Origin of the sequence: Streptomyces tropicalis (assembly GCF_029269835.1) — a bacterium.
In the GTDB taxonomy this organism is placed as follows: domain Bacteria; phylum Actinomycetota; class Actinomycetes; order Streptomycetales; family Streptomycetaceae; genus Streptomyces; species Streptomyces tropicalis.
This window is the reverse complement of record NZ_JARJBB010000001.1, coordinates 261,332-278,121: the sequence shown is the minus strand read 5'-3', so window position 1 is coordinate 278,121 and position 16,790 is coordinate 261,332. Positions and strand designations below refer to the sequence as shown.

Annotated in this window: 15 protein-coding genes; 7 read left to right on the top strand and 8 right to left on the bottom strand. The window is 74.8% G+C overall.

Features of this window, described 5'->3' with window-relative positions:
* Positions 1 to 3 precede the first annotated feature (3 nt).
* The 4 genes from P3H78_RS01230 to P3H78_RS01215 all read right to left on the bottom strand — a co-directional run bounded on the left by P3H78_RS01230 (position 4) and on the right by P3H78_RS01215 (position 5,094).
* Entirely contained in the window at positions 4 to 2,721 is a 2,718-nt protein-coding gene (locus tag P3H78_RS01230; protein ID WP_276106818.1) for a molybdopterin-dependent oxidoreductase, read from the bottom strand.
* On the bottom strand, positions 2,718 to 3,545 hold the full coding sequence (locus tag P3H78_RS01225) for an FAD binding domain-containing protein (RefSeq protein WP_276106817.1): 828 nt from the start codon (positions 3,543 to 3,545) through the stop codon (positions 2,718 to 2,720). Before P3H78_RS01225 ends, P3H78_RS01230 begins: the two co-directional genes overlap by 4 nt.
* Before the next feature lie 491 nt (positions 3,546 to 4,036).
* Positions 4,037 to 4,432: a MazG-like family protein gene (locus P3H78_RS01220; protein WP_276106816.1), complete on the bottom strand. Its 396-nt coding sequence runs from the start codon at positions 4,430 to 4,432 to the stop codon at positions 4,037 to 4,039.
* Between the two features lie 116 nt (positions 4,433 to 4,548).
* Positions 4,549 to 5,094, bottom strand: a complete 546-nt coding sequence (locus P3H78_RS01215) for a DoxX family protein (RefSeq protein WP_276106815.1) — start codon at positions 5,092 to 5,094, stop codon at positions 4,549 to 4,551.
* Positions 5,095 to 5,233: 139 nt separating this feature from the next.
* On the opposite strand from P3H78_RS01215, the gene P3H78_RS01210 reads away from it, so the two are divergent.
* From P3H78_RS01210 to P3H78_RS01190, 5 genes are all read left to right on the top strand, one after another.
* Positions 5,234 to 5,560 (top strand): nuclear transport factor 2 family protein, encoded by a 327-nt coding sequence (locus tag P3H78_RS01210; RefSeq protein WP_276106814.1) that lies wholly within the window; start codon positions 5,234 to 5,236, stop codon positions 5,558 to 5,560.
* A 273-nt stretch (positions 5,561 to 5,833) separates the two neighbouring features.
* The gene (locus P3H78_RS01205; protein WP_276106813.1) at positions 5,834 to 7,198 is read left to right on the top strand and encodes a D-alanyl-D-alanine carboxypeptidase family protein; all 1,365 of its coding nucleotides are present in this window, start codon (positions 5,834 to 5,836) and stop codon (positions 7,196 to 7,198) included.
* A gap of 398 nt (positions 7,199 to 7,596) precedes the next feature.
* Positions 7,597 to 8,943 (top strand): multidrug effflux MFS transporter, encoded by a 1,347-nt coding sequence (locus P3H78_RS01200; RefSeq protein WP_276106812.1) that lies wholly within the window; start codon positions 7,597 to 7,599, stop codon positions 8,941 to 8,943.
* Positions 8,871 to 10,070, top strand: coding sequence for a serine hydrolase domain-containing protein (locus tag P3H78_RS01195; protein ID WP_276106811.1), 1,200 nt, complete (start codon positions 8,871 to 8,873; stop codon positions 10,068 to 10,070). Before P3H78_RS01200 ends, P3H78_RS01195 begins: the two co-directional genes overlap by 73 nt.
* A gap of 110 nt (positions 10,071 to 10,180) precedes the next feature.
* Positions 10,181 to 11,173: a small ribosomal subunit Rsm22 family protein gene (locus P3H78_RS01190; RefSeq protein ID WP_276106810.1), complete on the top strand. Its 993-nt coding sequence runs from the start codon at positions 10,181 to 10,183 to the stop codon at positions 11,171 to 11,173.
* A 10-nt stretch (positions 11,174 to 11,183) separates the two neighbouring features.
* On the opposite strand, the gene ddaH is transcribed toward P3H78_RS01190, so the two are convergent.
* Entirely contained in the window at positions 11,184 to 12,005 is an 822-nt protein-coding gene (gene ddaH / locus P3H78_RS01185) for a dimethylargininase (RefSeq protein ID WP_369015693.1), read from the bottom strand.
* A 175-nt stretch (positions 12,006 to 12,180) separates the two neighbouring features.
* On the opposite strand from ddaH, the gene P3H78_RS01180 reads away from it, so the two are divergent.
* Together P3H78_RS01180 and P3H78_RS01175 are read left to right on the top strand one after the other, a co-directional pair.
* The gene (locus tag P3H78_RS01180) at positions 12,181 to 12,795 is read left to right on the top strand and encodes a TetR/AcrR family transcriptional regulator (RefSeq protein ID WP_276106809.1); all 615 of its coding nucleotides are present in this window, start codon (positions 12,181 to 12,183) and stop codon (positions 12,793 to 12,795) included.
* A gap of 109 nt (positions 12,796 to 12,904) precedes the next feature.
* Positions 12,905 to 13,636 carry a bifunctional DNA primase/polymerase gene (locus tag P3H78_RS01175; protein WP_276106808.1) on the top strand — a complete coding sequence of 244 codons (732 nt, stop codon included), beginning with the start codon at positions 12,905 to 12,907 and terminating at the stop codon, positions 13,634 to 13,636.
* Between the two features lie 60 nt (positions 13,637 to 13,696).
* On the opposite strand, the gene P3H78_RS01170 is transcribed toward P3H78_RS01175, so the two are convergent.
* From P3H78_RS01170 to efeB, 3 genes are read right to left on the bottom strand one after another with little or no spacing between them, the layout of a single operon-like run.
* Entirely contained in the window at positions 13,697 to 14,695 is a 999-nt protein-coding gene (locus P3H78_RS01170) for an SCO2278 family lipoprotein (RefSeq protein ID WP_276106807.1), read from the bottom strand.
* Positions 14,655 to 15,527, bottom strand: coding sequence for an iron uptake transporter permease EfeU (gene efeU, locus P3H78_RS01165; RefSeq protein ID WP_276106806.1), 873 nt, complete (start codon positions 15,525 to 15,527; stop codon positions 14,655 to 14,657). The genes P3H78_RS01170 and efeU overlap by 41 nt, the downstream gene beginning before the upstream one ends.
* A gap of 3 nt (positions 15,528 to 15,530) precedes the next feature.
* A complete protein-coding gene (efeB, locus tag P3H78_RS01160) occupies positions 15,531 to 16,790 on the bottom strand; it encodes an iron uptake transporter deferrochelatase/peroxidase subunit (protein ID WP_276106805.1) in 1,260 nt (419 codons plus the stop codon).

Sequence of the window (16,790 nt, the reverse complement as noted above, 5' to 3'; positions counted from 1 at the left end):
GGCTCAACCTGCCGACACCGACTGCTCCGCGAGGAGCCGGCCGTAAATGCGTTCCGGGGTCAGCGGCAGCGCACGGTAGCGGACGCCCGTGGCGTCGTGCACCGCGTTCGCGAGCGCGGGGGCCACGGGGTTGATGCAGCACTCCGCCATCCCCTTCGCCCGCATGGGTCCCACCGAATCCGCCGATCCCACCAGGAGCACCTCGGTGCGGGGGATGTCGGCGTAGGTGGGGATGCGGTAGTTCCGGAGGTTCGGGTTGACCATGACGCCGCTGCCGTCGAGGTGGTGGTTCTCGGTCAGTGCGAAGCCGATTCCCTGGGCGACGCCGCCCTCCACCTGTCCCCGGACCTGCGCCGGGTTGATGATCACCCCGGCGTCCGCCGCCTGCACGCTGTACAGGATCCGTATCTCGCCCGTCACGCGGTGCACGGCGACCCGGAACCCCTGCGTGTTGGAGGTGACGCTCCGGGGCGAGCCGTACGCCTTGCGTGCGGCAGTGAAGCGGATTCCACGCGCCCGGCCCAGCGCGACGAGTTCGGCCAGCGACACCCGCCGGTCCCCGCACACGACACCGTCGTCGTCCATCGTGCACATCACGACATGGACGCCGGTGTGCGTCGCGGCGCATTCCAGGATGCGGTCGCGCACGGCGTTGGCCGCCCGCAGGACCGCGTTGCCCGCGACGAAGAGGCCCGCGCTCGCGAAGGCGCCGGTGTCGAATCCCGTGCGGTCGGTGTCGGACTGCACCAGGCGGATCCGCGACGGCGTCGTGCCCAGCTGGTTGGCGGCGATCTGGACATGGGCCGTGGAGGTGCCCTCCCCGAACTCAACGGTCCCGACGGCCACTTCGTAGATGAGATCGTCGCCCAGCGTGACCCAGGCCTCGGAGAGGTGTTCCGTCGGGGGCGCGGTCTCGTGCAGGGAACTCGCCACGCCGGCTCCGACGAGCCACTCGGGGCCCGGGGGCACCTGGTCGGCCGTCCGGGCCAGGGCGTCGCCCACCAGGTCGAGGCACGTGGCGAGCCCGTCCTCGCCGAAGACCACGTCGTCGGGGCCGTCGTGCAGGGCGACCAGGGGCTCAGCCGGCCGCACGATGTTGCGCCGTCGCAGTTCCAGCGGGTCGATGTGCAGGGCGCGGGCCAGTTCGTCCATCGCCGACTCCACGGCGAACGCCGGCTGCGTCATCCCGTAACCCCGCAGCGCCCCGCTCGGCACGGTGTTGGTGTACACGGAGTACGCGTCGAACTTCTTGTTCGGGCAGCGGTAGATCATGACGGCGGCTCCGCCCGCGTACATCGTTTCGCCGCCGTGGTTGCCGTAGGCGCCCGTGTTCGACACGTTGCGGACCTGGAACGCCGTGAGCGTTCCGTCGGCCTTCGCGCCGAGCTTGACCGTCAGGGTCATCGGATGCCGCGGCGAGGCCGTGGTGAACTCCTCCTCACGGGTGAACTCGAGGCAGGCGGGCCGCCCGGTGTCCAGGGTGGCGAGCGCGACCAGGTCCTCCGTGATCACCTCCTGCTTGCCGCCGAACCCGCCGCCGACGCGCCGGCAGAACACCCTCACCTGGTCCGGGCGCAGCGCGAACAGGTGCTCCAGCTTGACCTTCGCGATCGACGGCGACTGCGAACTGGTGCGGACGTTCAGCCGGCCGTCCTCCATCCAGGCGATCGAACCGTGGGTCTCCAGGTGCGCGTGCTGCACCCGCGGTGAGAAGTACGTGCCCTCGTGGATCACGTCGGCCGCGGCGAACCCCGCGTCCACGTCGCCGATGTGCGCGTGGAGTTCGAGCAGGATGTTGTGGGCGGGGTCGCGGACGAACGGGTCGTCGGAGCCGTGCAGCTGGGGCGCGCCGTCGGCCATGGCCGCCTCCGGGTCGAACACCGCAGGCAGCACCTCGTACTCCACCGCGAGGCGCCGGCAGCCCTCCTCGGCCGCCCCGACCGTGTCGGCCAGGACCGCCGCGACGCGCTGGCCGGCGAAGCGGACCGTGTCGTCGAGGACGTAGGTGTCGTCCGGGTCGACCAGGTGGTCGGTGTGGATCGCCGTGGTGAAGCGCCTGCGGGGGACGTCCTCCCAGGTGTAGACCCGGTGCACGCCGGGCACGGCGAGGGCGGCGCTCCTGTCGATCGAGAGGACACGGGCGTGCGCGTGGGGCGAGTGCAGCACCTTGAGGTGCAGCATGCCGTCGATCCGGGTGTCCATGGTGAACTCGGCGTGACCCGTCACCACGTCGTGGCCCGCGGGAGCGCCGACGCTCGCCCCTACGGCCTTGCCCGGTGCCGCCGCCTCCACCGCGCCGACGCCCTTCACGGCGTCCTCGATCGCCCGGTATCCGGTGCAGCGGCAGAGGTTGCCCTTCAACGCCCTCGGCAGATCCGCCCTCTGGTCCTCGGTGAAGGTCGCCGAGGTCATGATCATCCCTGCGGTGCAGAAACCGCACTGGAACCCCGGGGCGTCCTCGAACTGCCGCTGCACGGGATGCAGGGCGCCGGGCCGACCCAGGCCCTCGATCGTGGTCACCTCCCGGCCGTCCGCGCGGAACGCGGGGGTGATGCAGCTGTGCACCGGCGCGCCGTCCAGCCACACCGTGCAGGCGCCGCAGTCGCCCGCGTCGCACCCCTTCTTGACGCCGAAGTGGCCGAGTTCGCGCAGGAAGGTCCGCAGGCACTGGCCGGGTGCCGGCTCCCGGCCGAACTCCCTGCCGTTCACGATGCAGCTCATGCCGGGCCCCCAGCCGTGAGTTCGCGGCGGATCTCCTCGGCGAAGTGCCGTGTCAGATGCCGACGGTGGTCGGGGGTCCCGTTGGGATCGGCGAACCAGACGTCGGCCGGGACAGCGTCGATGCTCTGCCGCAGGGTGCGCGCATCGGGCAGGGAGTCGAAGGCGATACGGAGGGGCCGCGTGGTGCCGGCTGTGACGGTCAGCACCAGGTCGTCCCCTCCTGGCCGCTGCGTGCCGACGAGGAACACCGTCGAGCGGCCGAGCCGGGTCAGCGTGAAGCGGCGGTGCGCGGTGCGTCTGCGCAGCGCGTGCTCCGGAATGACGATGCGCCGCAGGACCTCCCCGGGGGCGAGGACGTTGCGGTGATCGCCCGTGACGAAGTCGAGGGCGTCGACGAAGCGCACGGAACCGTCGGGCGCCCACAGTTCGTACTGCGCCTCCAGCGCGACCGTCAATGTGATCATCGGGCCGGCGGGCAGGGACAGGCAGACGTTTCCGCCGACGGTCGCCGTGTTCCAGACCTTGAACGAGGACAGGAACGCCTCACAGCTCCTCCGGAAGAGGACTCCGGCGCTCCGGCCCTCAGGCCACGGGAAGGCGTACAGGTCACGGATGGTGCAGGTGGCGCCGATCTCCAGACCCGTGTCCGTGGGAACGAGGGGCTCCCAGTGCAACGCCGTCAGGTCGATCAGGCGGCGCAGGTCCGGCTGCTCCGTGGAGTAGAGCCATGTTCCGCCGGCGAGCCAGGCGTCGCCCTCGTGCCAGCCCGCACCCGGCCGCTCGGACGGCCGCCGGACTACTTCGGTGATGGTGTTGAGGTCCATGGAAACCGACCTACGGGAGAACGGACCTGCAGGAGGACAACGGACCTGCAGCAGGGAGGCGCCCCCGGCACTGTGGAGTGGATTTCCTGCCGATAAGGCAGTCGTCGCCGCGATCCCGCACCTTCGGAGCGGCGGAGCCGCGAGGGACCGGCGGGCCCGGACACTGTTTTTTCAGCTTATCGCAGCATAGGGGCGAGGGCTCGGCCGGCGCCGGCGCGGCCATCGCCTCCGCACAGGACCGCGAGGAGACGGGCCTCCTCGCCGTCGCCCCGGACCGGTGACCGTGCGTCAGTCGAGTGTGAGGCGCCAGGCGTCCCTGCCCCGCAGCCGCCCCGGCGGCAGTGGCGCGGAGTCACCCGCAGCGGTGGCCCGTCCGGAGCGTCGGGGCGCGCTCGTCCACGGCCGCGTGGCGCCGTCCGCGATCCCCGCGATCTCCGTGCCCTCCTCGCCGAGTTGGGGCGGTGCCCCCGCCGGAGTCCCGGACGAACCCTTCACTGCGGGGTGACTTCGCCGCCCTGGTGCGGGGGCCGTGGCGTCACCGCGTTCAGGGACCGGGCCGTCACCCGGTTCAGATGGTGGGTGAAGACCGCGCGGGCGTCGGGGGTGAGGGTGCGCAGGGCGACCAGGGCCGTGATCGCCACGTTGCAGAGTTCCGCCTGGACGTCCTCCCAGGTGTGGCTGGCTCCCTTGCGGGGGTTGTGGCCCATCGCGCCGATCACCGCCTGGGCGACCTCGCCGACCTCCTCGGAGAGCTTCAGCAGGCGCAGCAGCAGTTCCGCGCCGTCGTCGCGCCGGGTGTTTCCGTCGAGCCAGGCCCACAGGCCGTCGATCGAGTCCCACAGGTCGTCCATGTGCGCCGGTAGGGGCGCGTCCTGGTCAGCAGCCATGGCGGCAAGCGTGCCAGGCGGGCGGACGCCCCGGGGGCGTGCGGGGAGACGGACGGCCGCGGCGTACGGGGACGAGGCCGGCCGAGGTGCGGGGGAGGGGGCGGCGAGGGCGGGTGCTACGCGCCGAAGAGGGCCTGCTGCTCGCCCTCCTTCTCCCTGCGCAGCCGCTGGTTGCGCAGGCCCACGACCACCGCGGTCGCCGCCGCCACCGCGGCCAACGCCGCCGGGACCATCCAGCCGCGGTTGGCGGTGTGGCCGAGGGCGTGGTCGAGGGACAGCCGGCCGGGGCCGGTGATGGCGAGGCCGGCGGCCGTCAGACCCAGCGTGGCCGCGTACTCGTAGCCGCCGCTCTGGGCGAAGAAGCCGTTCGGCGCGTGCACGGCCGCCGCCCCCGCCATCGCACCCGCCGCCGAGGCACCGGCCGCGGGGGTCGCCAGGCCCATCGCCAGCAGCACTCCGCCGCCCGCCTCCGCGAGCCCCGCCGCGGTCGCGCTCTCCCGGCCGGGCCGGTAGCCGACGGACTCCATGAACTGCCCGGTCGCCTCGATCCCGCCCCCGCCGAACCAGCCGAACAGCTTCTGCGCGCCGTGCGCGGCGAGCACACCCCCGGTGCCCAGCCGGAGCAGCAGCAGGCCCAGATCACGCCGGTCGTAACAGGTCACGTCGACTCCCGAAGACAGGGACGGTGCTCGTCCTCCGCCCGTCCACCGTCGCACCCGGTCCCCCTCCCCGGCCCGTCCCATGAGCCGTACGGGTGACGGATCGGTGGCGGGGCCCGGGGTGCGGTGTGACGCTGCCGACATGACGATTTCGACCGCCAAACTGAGCGACCCGGCCGTCCGTGCCTTCGTCACCGCCGTCAACTCGCACGACCGCGAGGGCTTCATGCAGCTCCTCGCGCCCGGCGCGACCATGTCCGACGACGGCTCCGACCGCGACCTCGCCGAGTGGATCGAGCAGGAGATCTTCGCCACGCACGGCCACATGGAGGTCGACAACGAGTCCCGGGGCGGCCTCGCGCTCCTCGCCCGCTACAGCAACGACACCTGGGGCGAGATGCGCACCCGGTGGGACTTCGCGGTGGGCGACGACGGCCGCATCACCCGCTTCGAGACCGGACAGGCGTAGACCCGGGCGCACGCGGCGGTGCAGGCAGCGCAGGCGGAGTACGGGGCGTGTGCGGCGTGCGCCCGGGGCCCGCCGTCCGGCCGGTCGGCCCGCCCCGAAGCCCGCCGGGCCGCCGGACGGCCCGGCCCGCCGGACCGGTGATCCGGACCCGGCGGGTCCGCCGGGCCGGATCGGTGGCTGTCAACCGGCGCGGTGCGGTCTTTGATGATCCTTTGACCCGGCTTTGAGGACCCTCCGTGCGTCCGCACAGGGTCACTCTGTACGGTCCCCGACGTGCGTCATTCGTCTCCGCCGATCCGAGGGGCCGCCGCCGGGCCGTCCCGCCGCTCCCTGCTCGCCGCCACCGCAGCCGTGCCCCTGGCCGTCGCCGGGGCCGCCCCGGCCGCCGCCGCGAGCCCGGTCGTCGGTGGTGAGCGGCTGGCCCGCGACGGGGTGCAGGCGGAGGGAGCCGTCGGCCTGCCGAAGAACCTGACCGCCCGTTCCTGGCTCGTCGCCGACGGCACCACGGGCGAGGTGCTCGCCGCCTACCGCGCGCACCACCGCCTGCCCCCGGCGTCCACACTGAAGATGCTCTTCGCGGGCACGGTGCTGAAGAAGTTCTCCCGTGAGGAACGCCACACGGTCACGCCCGCCGACCTGGCCGACATCCCCGAGGGCTCCAGCCTGGTCGGCATCCAGGCGGGCACCACCTACACGGTGGAGCAGCTGTGGCAGGGCGTCTTCCTGCGCTCCGGCAACGACGCGGTGCACGTGCTCGCCCACATGAACGGCGGCGTCGGGCGGACGGTCGCCGAGATGCAGGCCCTGGCGACCGACCTCCAGGCCCTGGACACGCACGTGGTCAGCCCCGACGGCTTCGACCACCCGGGCCAGACGTCCTCCGCGTACGACCTGACGCTGTTCGCCCGGCACGGGCTGAAGAACGCCGACTTCCGCTCCTACTGCGGAACCCGCACCGCCGACTTCCCGGCCGGCGGGCACAGGACCTTCCAGATCCAGAACACCGACCGCCTGCTGACCGGGGCGTGGGGCCTGCGGACGTACCCGGGCCTGGTCGGTGTGAAGAACGGCTACACCAGCAACGCCGGCAACACCTTCACCGGTGCCGCCACCCGCGACGGCCGTACCCTGCTCGTCACCGTGATGCACCCCGGCATCGGCGGCAACGCGGTCTACGAGGAGACCGCGGCGCTGCTCGACTGGGGCTTCGCGCACGGCGCTTCGGCGCGTCCGGTGGGCACGCTGGCCCGGCCGCTCAGCGAGGGCGGTTCCCGGGCCGGTGCCGCCGGGCCTGCCCGCCGGGCCCAGACCGCGGCCGGGGCGGCCGGGGTGCCCGGGAAGCCCTCGGGATGGCGGCTGCTGGAGGGTGCGGGCGGCACGGTCGCGCTGCTCGCGGGCGGGGTGTGGGCGCTGCGCCGGCGCCGTCGCGAGGCGCCCGCCGGAGACGAATCCGGCCGGCGCCCTCGTACGGTGCCCGCGAGGGAGGAGTCCGGGGGCCGGCGCCGTCGTGCGGTGCCCGCGGGGGAGGAGTCCGGGGGCCGGCGCCGTCGTGCGGTGCCCGGCGGGGAGGAGCCCGGGGGGCGGCGCCGTCCCACGGTGCGCGTGGCGGACGAGTCCGGGGGCCGCCACCGGCGTTGAGGCCGGTCGGACGAGCCCGTGCCGCGTCCTGCGGACACGTGTGCGGCGGCCGTTCCCCGCTACCGGTGCGCACCCCGCGGTCCCGCACGAGGTCCACCCCCAACCGGTGGCGGGGAACGGCTGCCGCCTACCCCCCTCGGAGTGGTATCGGAAGCCGCCTCCTCCATATGTGAAGCTCGTGTGGAGGACTTGAAGAGCATAAGCCCGTCCTCGGCCGTACAGTGCGGAGTTTGACATTCCGCTTGTGCCGATTGCGTTCCCGGTGAACCTCCGGGTGTGCCGCCGCGCGTGCCCGCGGCGTGCTCCGGCCGGCCTCCCGCACCGGCGCGGACCGGCGGGACCGGCACCCCGTTCGAGCTGAGACCATGAGGGCGCACCGGTCGGAGAGGGAGGCACACATGACCGACGGCGGGGGGACGGCACCGCACGCGTCAGGGACGGCGGTGACGGACACGGGGACGGGGAGCCCTCCGGGGCCCCGGGCCGAGGCGCTGCGCCGCACCGGGTTTCTGGTCGTCCTGATCCTCGGCGGCCTGACCGCCACGCCCCCGCTGGCGATGGACATGTACCTCCCGTCGCTGCCGCAGGTCACCCGCTCCCTGCACGCGCCCGCCGCGACCGTCCAGCTCACGCTCACCGCCTGCCTGGCCGGCATGGCGCTGGGACAGCTGGCGGTCGGCCCGATGAGCGACCGCTGGGGCCGCCGCCGCCCCCTGCTCGCCGGGCTCGCCGTCTACGTCGCCGCCACCGCGCTCTGCGCGCTCGCGCCCACCGTCGAGTCCCTGGTCGCCTTCCGGCTGGTGCAGGGCCTGGCGGGCGCCGCCGGCATCGTGATCGCCCGGGCGGTCGTCCGGGACCTGTACGACGGCGTGGCCATGGCCCGCTTCTTCTCCACGCTGATGCTGGTCTCCGGGGCCGCCCCGATCGTCGCGCCGCTGATCGGCGGGCAGATCCTGCGGGTGACGGACTGGCGGGGCGTGTTCGTCGTCCTGACCGGAGTCGGCCTGCTGCTGGCGGCGCTCGTCCGGGCGCGGCTGCCCGAGACCCTGCCGCCCGGCCGGCGGCACACGGGCGGGGCCGGGGAGACCCTCGCCGCCGTGCGCGGGCTGCTCGCCGACCGCGTCTTCGCCGGATACGTGCTCACCGGCGGCTTCGCCTTCGCCGCGCTGTTCGCGTACATATCGGCCTCCCCGTACGTGATCCAGGAGATCTACGGCGCCTCCCCGCAGACCTTCAGCCTGCTCTTCGGGCTGAACTCCGTCGGCCTCGTCGCCGCCGGCCAGATCAACGGCAAGGTGCTGGTCGGGCGGGTCCGCATGGACCGGGTGCTCGGCGCCGGACTGGCCGCCGTCGTCACGGCCGCGGCCGCGCTGCTGCTGATGGCGTCCGGCGCCCTCGGCGAAGTGGGGCTCGCCCCGGTCGCCGGCGCGCTGTTCGTGCTGATGTCCGCGATGGGCCTCACCCTGCCCAACGCGCAGGCCCTCGCCCTGATGCGCACCCGGCACGCCGCCGGTTCCGCGTCCGCCCTGCTGGGCGCCACCTCCTTCCTCGTCGGCGCGGTCGCCTCCCCGCTCGTCGGCATCGCCGGGGAGGGCACCGCCGTCCCGATGGCCGTCGTCCAGCTGGCCGCCGCCCTGGTGGCGGCGGCGTGCTTCCTGGGAATGTGCCGTCCGTGGAGCCCGCGCGCGCATCCGGACGGCGCGGCTGCCCACCCGGGCGCCGGGACCCCGGGGGAGGGCAGCTGAGCGCCCCGCGGCTGCGCCTCGACACCGCGCAGCGGGCCGGGCTCGACCCCGGCGGGATCGAGCGGCTCGTCCGGGAGGTCCACGGCCTCACCGCCGGGGACCGCCCCTGGGCGGCCGGCGCCGTCGTGGTCGCCGGGCGCGGCCCCGTGATCGCGGTCGCCGAGGCGGCCGGCTGGGCCGTGCGCTACGCGGCCCACGACCCGGTGGCCGACCGGGGGGTGGAGCTGCCGCCTGGCGAGCGCGTGCCGACGACCGTGGACACCCCCTTCGACCTGGCCTCCCTCACGAAGCTGTTCACCGCCCTCGCCGCGGTGCAGCAGATCGAGCGGGGCACCCTCGGCATCGACGCCCGCGTCGGCGCCTACCTGCCGGACTTCCGGGCCGTCGCCGCGGCCGGGGTCACCGTCCGGCAGCTGCTCACCCACACCTCCGGGATGCGCCCCGAACTCCCGCTGTACGAACGGCCCGACGCGGCCTCCCGCCTGGCGATGCTGCGGGCGGAGGGCCCGGCCGGGCCGCCCGGCACGCCCGTCTACTCCGACCTCAACCCGATCCTGCTCCAGCACGTCCTCGAGCGCCTCACCGGCCGCCCCCTCGACGTCCTGGTCCGCGACGGCATCACCCGCCCCCTCGGCATGACCGCGACCCGCTTCGGCCCCTGCCCCGGTGCCGCCGCGACCGAGGACCAGCGCCGGCCCTGGGCCAAGGCCGACCGGGGGATGCTGCGCGGCGAGGTGCACGACGAGAACGCCTGGGCGCTGGGCGGGGTCGCCGGGCACGCCGGGCTGTTCTCCACCGGCCGTGACCTCGCCGTCCTGTGCCGTGCCCTGCTGGCGGGCGGGGCCTACGGGCCCGCCCGCATCCTCGGCCCCGACTTCGTGGAGCTGCTGCTGGCCCCGCCCGGCCTCGGGTTCGCCGTGGACCAGCCGTGGTTCATGGGGGAGCTGGCGGGACGCGGGGCTGCGGGCCACACCGGCTTCACCGGCACGTCCCTGGTCCTCGACCCGGCCACGGACACCTTCCTCGTCCTGCTCGCCAACACCGTCCACCCCCGCCGCCGCCCCCCGGACAACACCCCCCGGGCCGCGGCGGCCACCCGTCTGGCCCGCGCGGTCCGCGACGCGTAGGCACCGCCCGGGGACGGCGGCTCCCGGGCCGGCCGCCCCCGGACGGGGAGGGGCACCGCCGACCGGACCACCCCGCCGGCCCCCGTCCCCGGCGCCCGTAGAATCGCCGGGTGAACGAGCTGTCCCCGGCCGAGACCCTGCGTGCCGCCCTTGCCGGTCTTCTCGACGGGCTCCCCGCCCGGCAGGCCGCGGGCGCCGTCGAGCGGCTGATCGCCACCTACCGGGGGACCACCCCCACCGACGCCCCGATCCTGCGCGACCGCGCCGACGTGGCCGCGTACGCCGCGTACCGGATGCCCGCCACCTTCGAGGCGGTGCGCTCCGCGCTGGCCGCGTTCGCGGCGGCCACCCCGGGGTGGGAGCCGGCCGGCCACGTGGACGTCGGCGGCGGCACCGGCGCCGCGACCTGGGCGGTCAGCGCCACCTGGGACGGCACCCGGCCGGTGACCGTGCTCGACTGGGCCGAGCCCGCGCTCGCCCTCGGCCGGGAGATCGCCGCCGCCCGCCCGGAACTCCGCGAGGCCCGCTGGCAGCGCGCCCGGATCGGCGCCGCGCTCACCCTCGACCCCGCCGACCTCGTCACCGTCTCCTACGTCCTCGGCGAGCTGGCCGAGGCCGACCGCGCGGCCGTCGTGGACGCCGCCGCGCAGGCCGCCCGGGCCGTCGTGGTCGTGGAACCCGGTACGCCCGACGGCTACGCCCGCGTCCTCGCCGCCCGCGACCGCCTGATCGCCGCCGGGTTCCGCGTCGCCGCGCCCTGCCCGCACAGCGGCGCCTGCCCCGTCGTGCCCGGCACGGACTGGTGCCACTTCTCGGCCCGGGTCAGCCGCTCCTCCCTGCACCGCCAGGTCAAGGGCGGCTCCCTGGCGTACGAGGACGAGAAGTTCGCCTACGTCGCCGCCACCCGCCTGCCGGCGGCCCCCGCCGCCGCCCGGGTCGTCCGCAAGCCGCAGATCCGCAAGGGCCAGGTGCTCCTCGAACTGTGCGAGGCCGACGGCGGGCTCGCCCGGCAGACCGTCACCAAGCGCCACGGCACGCTGTACCGGGCGGCCCGGGACGCCGACTGGGGCGACGCCTGGCCCCCGGAGGCGGAGGGGGCGTAGCCCCGCGCGGTCAGTCGCGCAGCTCCTGCGTGCAGCACTTGACCGCGCCGCCGCCCTTGAGGAGTTCGCCCAGGTCCACCCCGACGGGCTCGAAGCCCCGCTCGCGCAGCGCGGCCGTCAGCCCGGCGGCGGCCTGCGGCAGCACCACGTGCAGCCCGTCGGACACCGCGTTCAGGCCGAACACGGCGGCGTCCTCGTCGTCCGCGACCAGCGCGTGCGGGAACAGCCGGCGCAGCACCTCCCGGCTGCCCGGCGAGAACGCGGGCGGGTAGTACGCCACCTCGTCCGCCGCGTCGTCCAGAACGGCCAGCGCCAGGTCGAGGTGGTAGTACCGCGGGTCGATCAGCTCCAGCCCGATCACCGGGCGCCCGAAGAACTCCTGCGCCTCGCCGTGCGCGAGCGGGTTCGTGCGGAAGCCGCGCCCGGCGAGCACGTAGGAGGCGGTGACGGCGAAGTCGCCCTCCCCCTCGTTGATGTGCACCGGCACGTGCAGGTGCCCGAAGCCGTGCGCGGCGAACCACTGGAGGTGCGCCTCGGCCTCCGGCTCCCGCTCCGGGTGTGCGAACCGTGCCCCGAACACCCGGCCGTCGACCACCGTCGCGCCGTTCGCCGTGAACACCATGTCGGGCAGGCCCCGCACGGGCGCGAGCTCCTCCACGGTGTGGCCGAGGGAGCGGTGCACGGCCCGCAGGTCCTCCCACTGGGCGAGGGCGAGAGCCGGGTCGACCGGCTTGGCCGGGTCCATCCACGGGTTGATGGCGTAGGCGACGTCGAAGTGGGCCGGCGGGCACATCAGGTAGCGCCGGGGCACGGCGCGGCGGGAACGGGCCAAGGTGGGCTCCTCCGAGACCGCAGGGGTGCGGGGGGACGTACCGCGGGGACGCTCTGCTGCCCATGGTGCGGTGCCCGGCCGCACCGCGCGTCCGGGCGAACGGGTTCACTACGGTGCGTGGTGGCCCCCGCCCGCGGCGAGACGGCCCGTCTCACCCCCCTGCTACGGTCGGCCCATGGTCAAGAAGCCCGCGCCCGACGCCACCCGCCGGAGCCAGAGGTCCCGCCGCGCGATCTACGAGGCCGCCCTCGCGCTCGTCGTCGAGGAGGGCTACCCCCGGACGACCGTCGAGGGCATCGCCGCCCGGGCCGGCGTGGGCAAGCAGACCATCTACCGGTGGTGGTCCTCCAAGGCGGACGTCCTGCTGGAGGCGTTCCTGGACCTGGGCGAGCAGGCCGCCCGCCAGGCCGGGTACGAGCCGTACTCCGTCCCCGACACCGGAGACCTCGCCGCCGACCTCAAGGCGGTCCTGCGCGCCACCGTCGACGAGCTGGTCGACCCCCGCTTCGAGGCCCCCTGGCGGGCCCTGGCCGCCGAGGGCCTCGTCGACGAGCAGCTCGGCCGGGAGTTCGTCGCCAAGCTGCTCGAGCCGCAACTGGACCTGTACGCGCGGCGGCTGCGCGCCGCCCAGGCGGCCGGCGCGGTACGGCCCGACGTCGATCCGCGCATCGGGCTGGAGCTCTTCGTCTCCCCGCTCGCGCAGCGCTGGCTGCAGCGCACGGCGCCGATCTCGCACGCCTACACCGACACCCTGGTCGACTACGCCCTGTACGGTCTCGCCCCGCGCTGACCGGCCCACGATCCGGGGCGGGCACCCCGGTTCCCGGGTCCGGCCACCCGGGGCGCAGGATGGTGGGACCATAGGGCATGCTGACCACACCAGCGAGGCGAGGGGATAGATGAGCGCGGAGTTCGGCGGCCGCACGGGCCGGCAGAGCAGGATCTCCCAGTGGCTGCGCGGACGCCGGCCGAAGGAGGCAGCCGGGGACGGCGGCCGTGAGGACCTGCTGCTCGCCGCCGCCGCCGCGGGACTGCCCCTCGCGCCCGCCGCGCATCCGGCCGACGGCTACGGCTGCTCGTGCGACCGCGTCGGCTGCCCCACCCCCGCCCGCCACCCCGTCTCGTTCGCCTGGCAGACTCAGTCGACCACCGACCGCGCGCAGGTCGAGCGCTGGGCCCGCCACCAGTCGCAGGCCAACTTCGTCACCGCCACCGGCATGGTGCACGACGTCTTCGACGTCCCGCTGGAGGCCGGGCGGCAGGCGCTGCGGCGGCTGCTGGAGGAGGGTGTCGAGGCCGGCCCGGTCGCCGAGAGCGACGACGGCCGCATGCTGTTCTTCACCCTCACCCGCGGCACCCCCGAGGACGAGGACGAGTGGTGGCCGTGCGAGCTGGACTGCCACCCGGAGACCATGGACGAGCATCCCGGCCTGCGCTGGCACTGCCGCGGTTCGTACGTCCTCGTGCCGCCCGCGCGGCTGCCCGGCGACGACCGCGGGGTGCGCTGGGTGCGCGGCCCGGAGCACGCGCTGCCGGACCCGCTGAGCCTGCTGGAGGCGCTCACCGACGCGTGCGCCCGGTACGCGGGCGACGAGCCCGACCACGTCGGCGCGTCCTGGCCGCGCCACTGACCCCGCCCGGCCCCCCCACCGGGACGCGCGGCCGGCACCCGGCGGTACGTGCCGCCGAGGCTACTCGCCCTGCGCGCCCGTCAGCCCCTGGATCCGCCCGAGCACCGACACCCGCCGGCCGGCCCCCTGCACCGGGTCGAGCACGACCTCGTTGGAGACGAACTCCATCGTCAGGGACTGCTTGACCTCGCCGGTGGTCAGCGCCTGCACGTCCTGGTTGGGCGTCGGCACGGCGGCGCCGGCCGCGGCCGTCTGCTTCTCGTAGTGGTGCGTGGCGAAGAACACCAGCGCGCCGCCGTCCGCGGTGCGCAGCGCCAGCGGCGCGTAGTCCCCGTCGGTCAGCGGCTGGTCGATGTACTGGGTGGCCAGGCCCGGCCTGCGGGCGTCCTTCGTGCGCAGCGCCCGCCAGCCCGTGGTGTGCGGTCCGGGGGCGAAGGCGCCGCCGCCGCTGTGCAGGTACGTGGCGTAGGACGCGCTCAGGTCCCGCGGCGCGACGGCCGGGACGGCGGAGTCCGCGGGCACCGCCCGCGCCCAGCCGTCGGCGTCCTTCGCGAAGCCGGGGACGTCGCCGGGGGCCACCAGGGTCAGGAAGGCCACCTGCCACGGTCCGGCGGGCCCGGAGCGCGTGAACACCAGCAGCCAGCGCACGTCGCCGCCCTTGTTGCCGCGGGCGTCGGCGAGGAACCAGCGCGGCCAGCCGGCCTTCTTCGGGATGGTGAACTTCGCGTCGGTGAGTTCCAGCGGGGTGTGCGCGGGGTTCCCGGCCGGGTGGTTGGCGTGCCCCGCCTTCAGCCGGGCCGCGTCGATGGCGGCGAGCGCCCCGGTGACCCGGCCGGCGTCCAGGGAACTGTCGTACGCGCGGTCGGCCTTGTTGTACGCGGCCGTGAACTGCGTGAGCGCGGCGGCCGCCTGGGTGCGGGTGGCGGCCGGGAGCACCTCGCGCTCCCCGTGCACCACCACGCACCCGCTCGCCGTCAGCGACAGTGCGCTCGCGAACACCGCCGCCAGCAGCCGCCGTTCACGCCTGCGAGGCCTCCGTGGGCCGCGGACCCTGCTCATCCGTTGACGTCACCTTCCCCTTCCCGGAGGCGAACCCTACCGGGGCGAAGAACACGGCGAGCGTGGGGACCAGGTACAGCAGCCACACCGTGACCTGGAGGACCGTCGGATCGGGCTGGAAGTTGAACACGCCCTTCAGCAGGGTGCCGTACCAGCTGTCCGGCGGGACGGTGCCGCTGATGTCGAAGGCCAGGCGGTTCAGGCCCGGGATCCAGCCGGCCTCCTGGAGGTCGTGCACCCCGTAGGCCAGGACGCCCGCGGCGACGACGACCAGCATGGCGCCGGTCCAGGTGAAGAAGCGGGCGAGGTTGATCCGCAGCGCGCCCCGGTAGAACAGCCAGCCCAGCAGGACCGCCGTGGCGAGCCCCAGCGCGACGCCGATCAGCGGCCGCGGGGTGCCGTCGGAGGCCGCGTGCACCGACGCCCACACGAACAGCGCGGTCTCCAGGCCCTCCCGGCCGACGGCGAGGAAGGCGGTGGCCACCAGCGCGCCGGTGCCGAGCCGCAGGGCGCTGTCGAGGCGGCCGTGCAGTTCGGACTTCAGATGCCGGGCGGTGCGCCGCATCCAGAACACCATCCACGTCACCAGGCCGACCGCCACGATCGACAGGGACCCGCCGAGCGCCTCCTGCGCCTCGAACGTCAGCTCCTGGGAGCCGAACTCGAGGACGCAGCCGAAGCCCAGGGCGATGGCGACGGCGATGCCGATGCCGGCCCAGATGGGCCGCAGGGCGTCCCGGCGGCCGGTCTTGACCAGGTAGGCGATCAGGATGCAGACGACGAGGCTTGCCTCCAGCCCCTCGCGCAGGCCGATCAGGTAGTTGGAGAACACGGGCTACGCCTCCTCGGTCAGCAGGCTGCGGCCCCACCAGTCGCCGGCGTCCCGGACGCCGGGCGGCACCGCGAAGACCGCCGAACCCACGTGCTGGATGTACTCGTTGAGCGCGTCGTGCGCGGACAGCCGGCGCTGCAGCGGGACGAACCCCTTGCGGACGTCGCGCTGGTAGGCCAGGAAGAACAGGCCCGCGTCCAGGCGGCCGAGGCCGTCGGTGCCGTCGGTGAAGGAGTAGCCGCGGCGCAGGATGGTGATGCCGTCGTTGGAGTCCGGGTGCGCGAGCCGGACGTGGGCGTCGGGCTTCATCCCCTTGAGGAACGGCCGGTCGTGCTCCTCAGCCCGGCCGGCCGGCGCGCCCTCGCCCTTGTCGCGGCCGAAGACGTCCTCCTGCTCCTGCAGCGAGGTGCGGTCCCAGGTCTCGATGTTCATCCGGATGCGCCGGGCGACGAGGTACGAACCGCCCGTCATCCACGACGACTTCGCGTCGCCGTCGGAGGTGCCGACCCACACGTGCCGGTCGAGCCGGCCGGTCTCCGTGCCGGCGATGTTGCGGGTGCCGTCCTTGAAGCCGAAGAGGTTGCGCGGGGTCTGCGCGTCCGGGGTCGTCGACGAGGTCTTGCCGAAGCCGAGCTGGGACCAGCGCACGGCGACCTTGCCGAAGCCGATGCGGGCGAGGTTGCGGATGGCGTGCACGGCGACCTGCGGGTCGTCGGCACAGGCCTGGACGCACAGGTCGCCGCCGGTGCGGAAGCGGTCCAGGTTGTCGCCGGGGAACTTCGGCAGGTCCACCAGCGCCTCGGGCCGGCGGTCCGCCAGCCCGAACCTGTCGAACAGCGACGGGCCGAAGCCGACGGTCAGCGTCAGCCGCGAGGGCCGCAGGCCCATCGCCTCGCCGGTGTCGTCCGGCGGGGCCTCGGCGAGCCCGCCGAAGGCACCCTCGCCGACCGCCTTCCCGGCCGTCATCCGCCGTGCCGCGGCCGTCCAGTCCTTCATCAGCTGCACGAACGCGGCCCGGTCGTCGGTCCGCACGTCGAAGGCGGCGAAGTGCAGCCGGTCCTGCACCGGGGTGGCGATCCCCGCCTGGTGCGCGCCGTGGAACTCCACCGCGGCGCCCGTCCCGGCGTCCGCGGGGTCCGCGTCGGGTCCCGCGTGCGCCACCGCCACCGCGCCGCCGGCCGCGGCGGCGCCGAGCGCGATCCCGGCCCCGCCCCAGCCGATCAGGGCGCGGCGCGACGGGCTGCTCTCGAGGGGTTCGGTCAT

What these genes read in the sequence shown, in the direction of transcription:
- P3H78_RS01225 (WP_276106817.1), bottom strand. Translation starts at nt 3,545, where the DNA reads ATGGACCTCAACACCATCACCGAAGTAGTCCGGCGGCCGTCCGAGCGG.
- P3H78_RS01175 (WP_276106808.1), top strand. Translation starts at nt 12,905, where the DNA reads ATGAGCGCGGAGTTCGGCGGCCGCACGGGCCGGCAGAGCAGGATCTCC.
- P3H78_RS01200 (WP_276106812.1), top strand. Translation starts at nt 7,597, where the DNA reads ATGACCGACGGCGGGGGGACGGCACCGCACGCGTCAGGGACGGCGGTG.
- P3H78_RS01170 (WP_276106807.1), bottom strand. Translation starts at nt 14,695, where the DNA reads ATGAGCAGGGTCCGCGGCCCACGGAGGCCTCGCAGGCGTGAACGGCGG.
- P3H78_RS01180 (WP_276106809.1), top strand. Translation starts at nt 12,181, where the DNA reads ATGGTCAAGAAGCCCGCGCCCGACGCCACCCGCCGGAGCCAGAGGTCC.
- efeB (WP_276106805.1), bottom strand. Translation starts at nt 16,790, where the DNA reads ATGACCGAACCCCTCGAGAGCAGCCCGTCGCGCCGCGCCCTGATCGGC.
- P3H78_RS01210 (WP_276106814.1), top strand. Translation starts at nt 5,234, where the DNA reads ATGACGATTTCGACCGCCAAACTGAGCGACCCGGCCGTCCGTGCCTTC.
- P3H78_RS01220 (WP_276106816.1), bottom strand. Translation starts at nt 4,432, where the DNA reads ATGGCTGCTGACCAGGACGCGCCCCTACCGGCGCACATGGACGACCTG.
- P3H78_RS01230 (WP_276106818.1), bottom strand. Translation starts at nt 2,721, where the DNA reads ATGAGCTGCATCGTGAACGGCAGGGAGTTCGGCCGGGAGCCGGCACCC.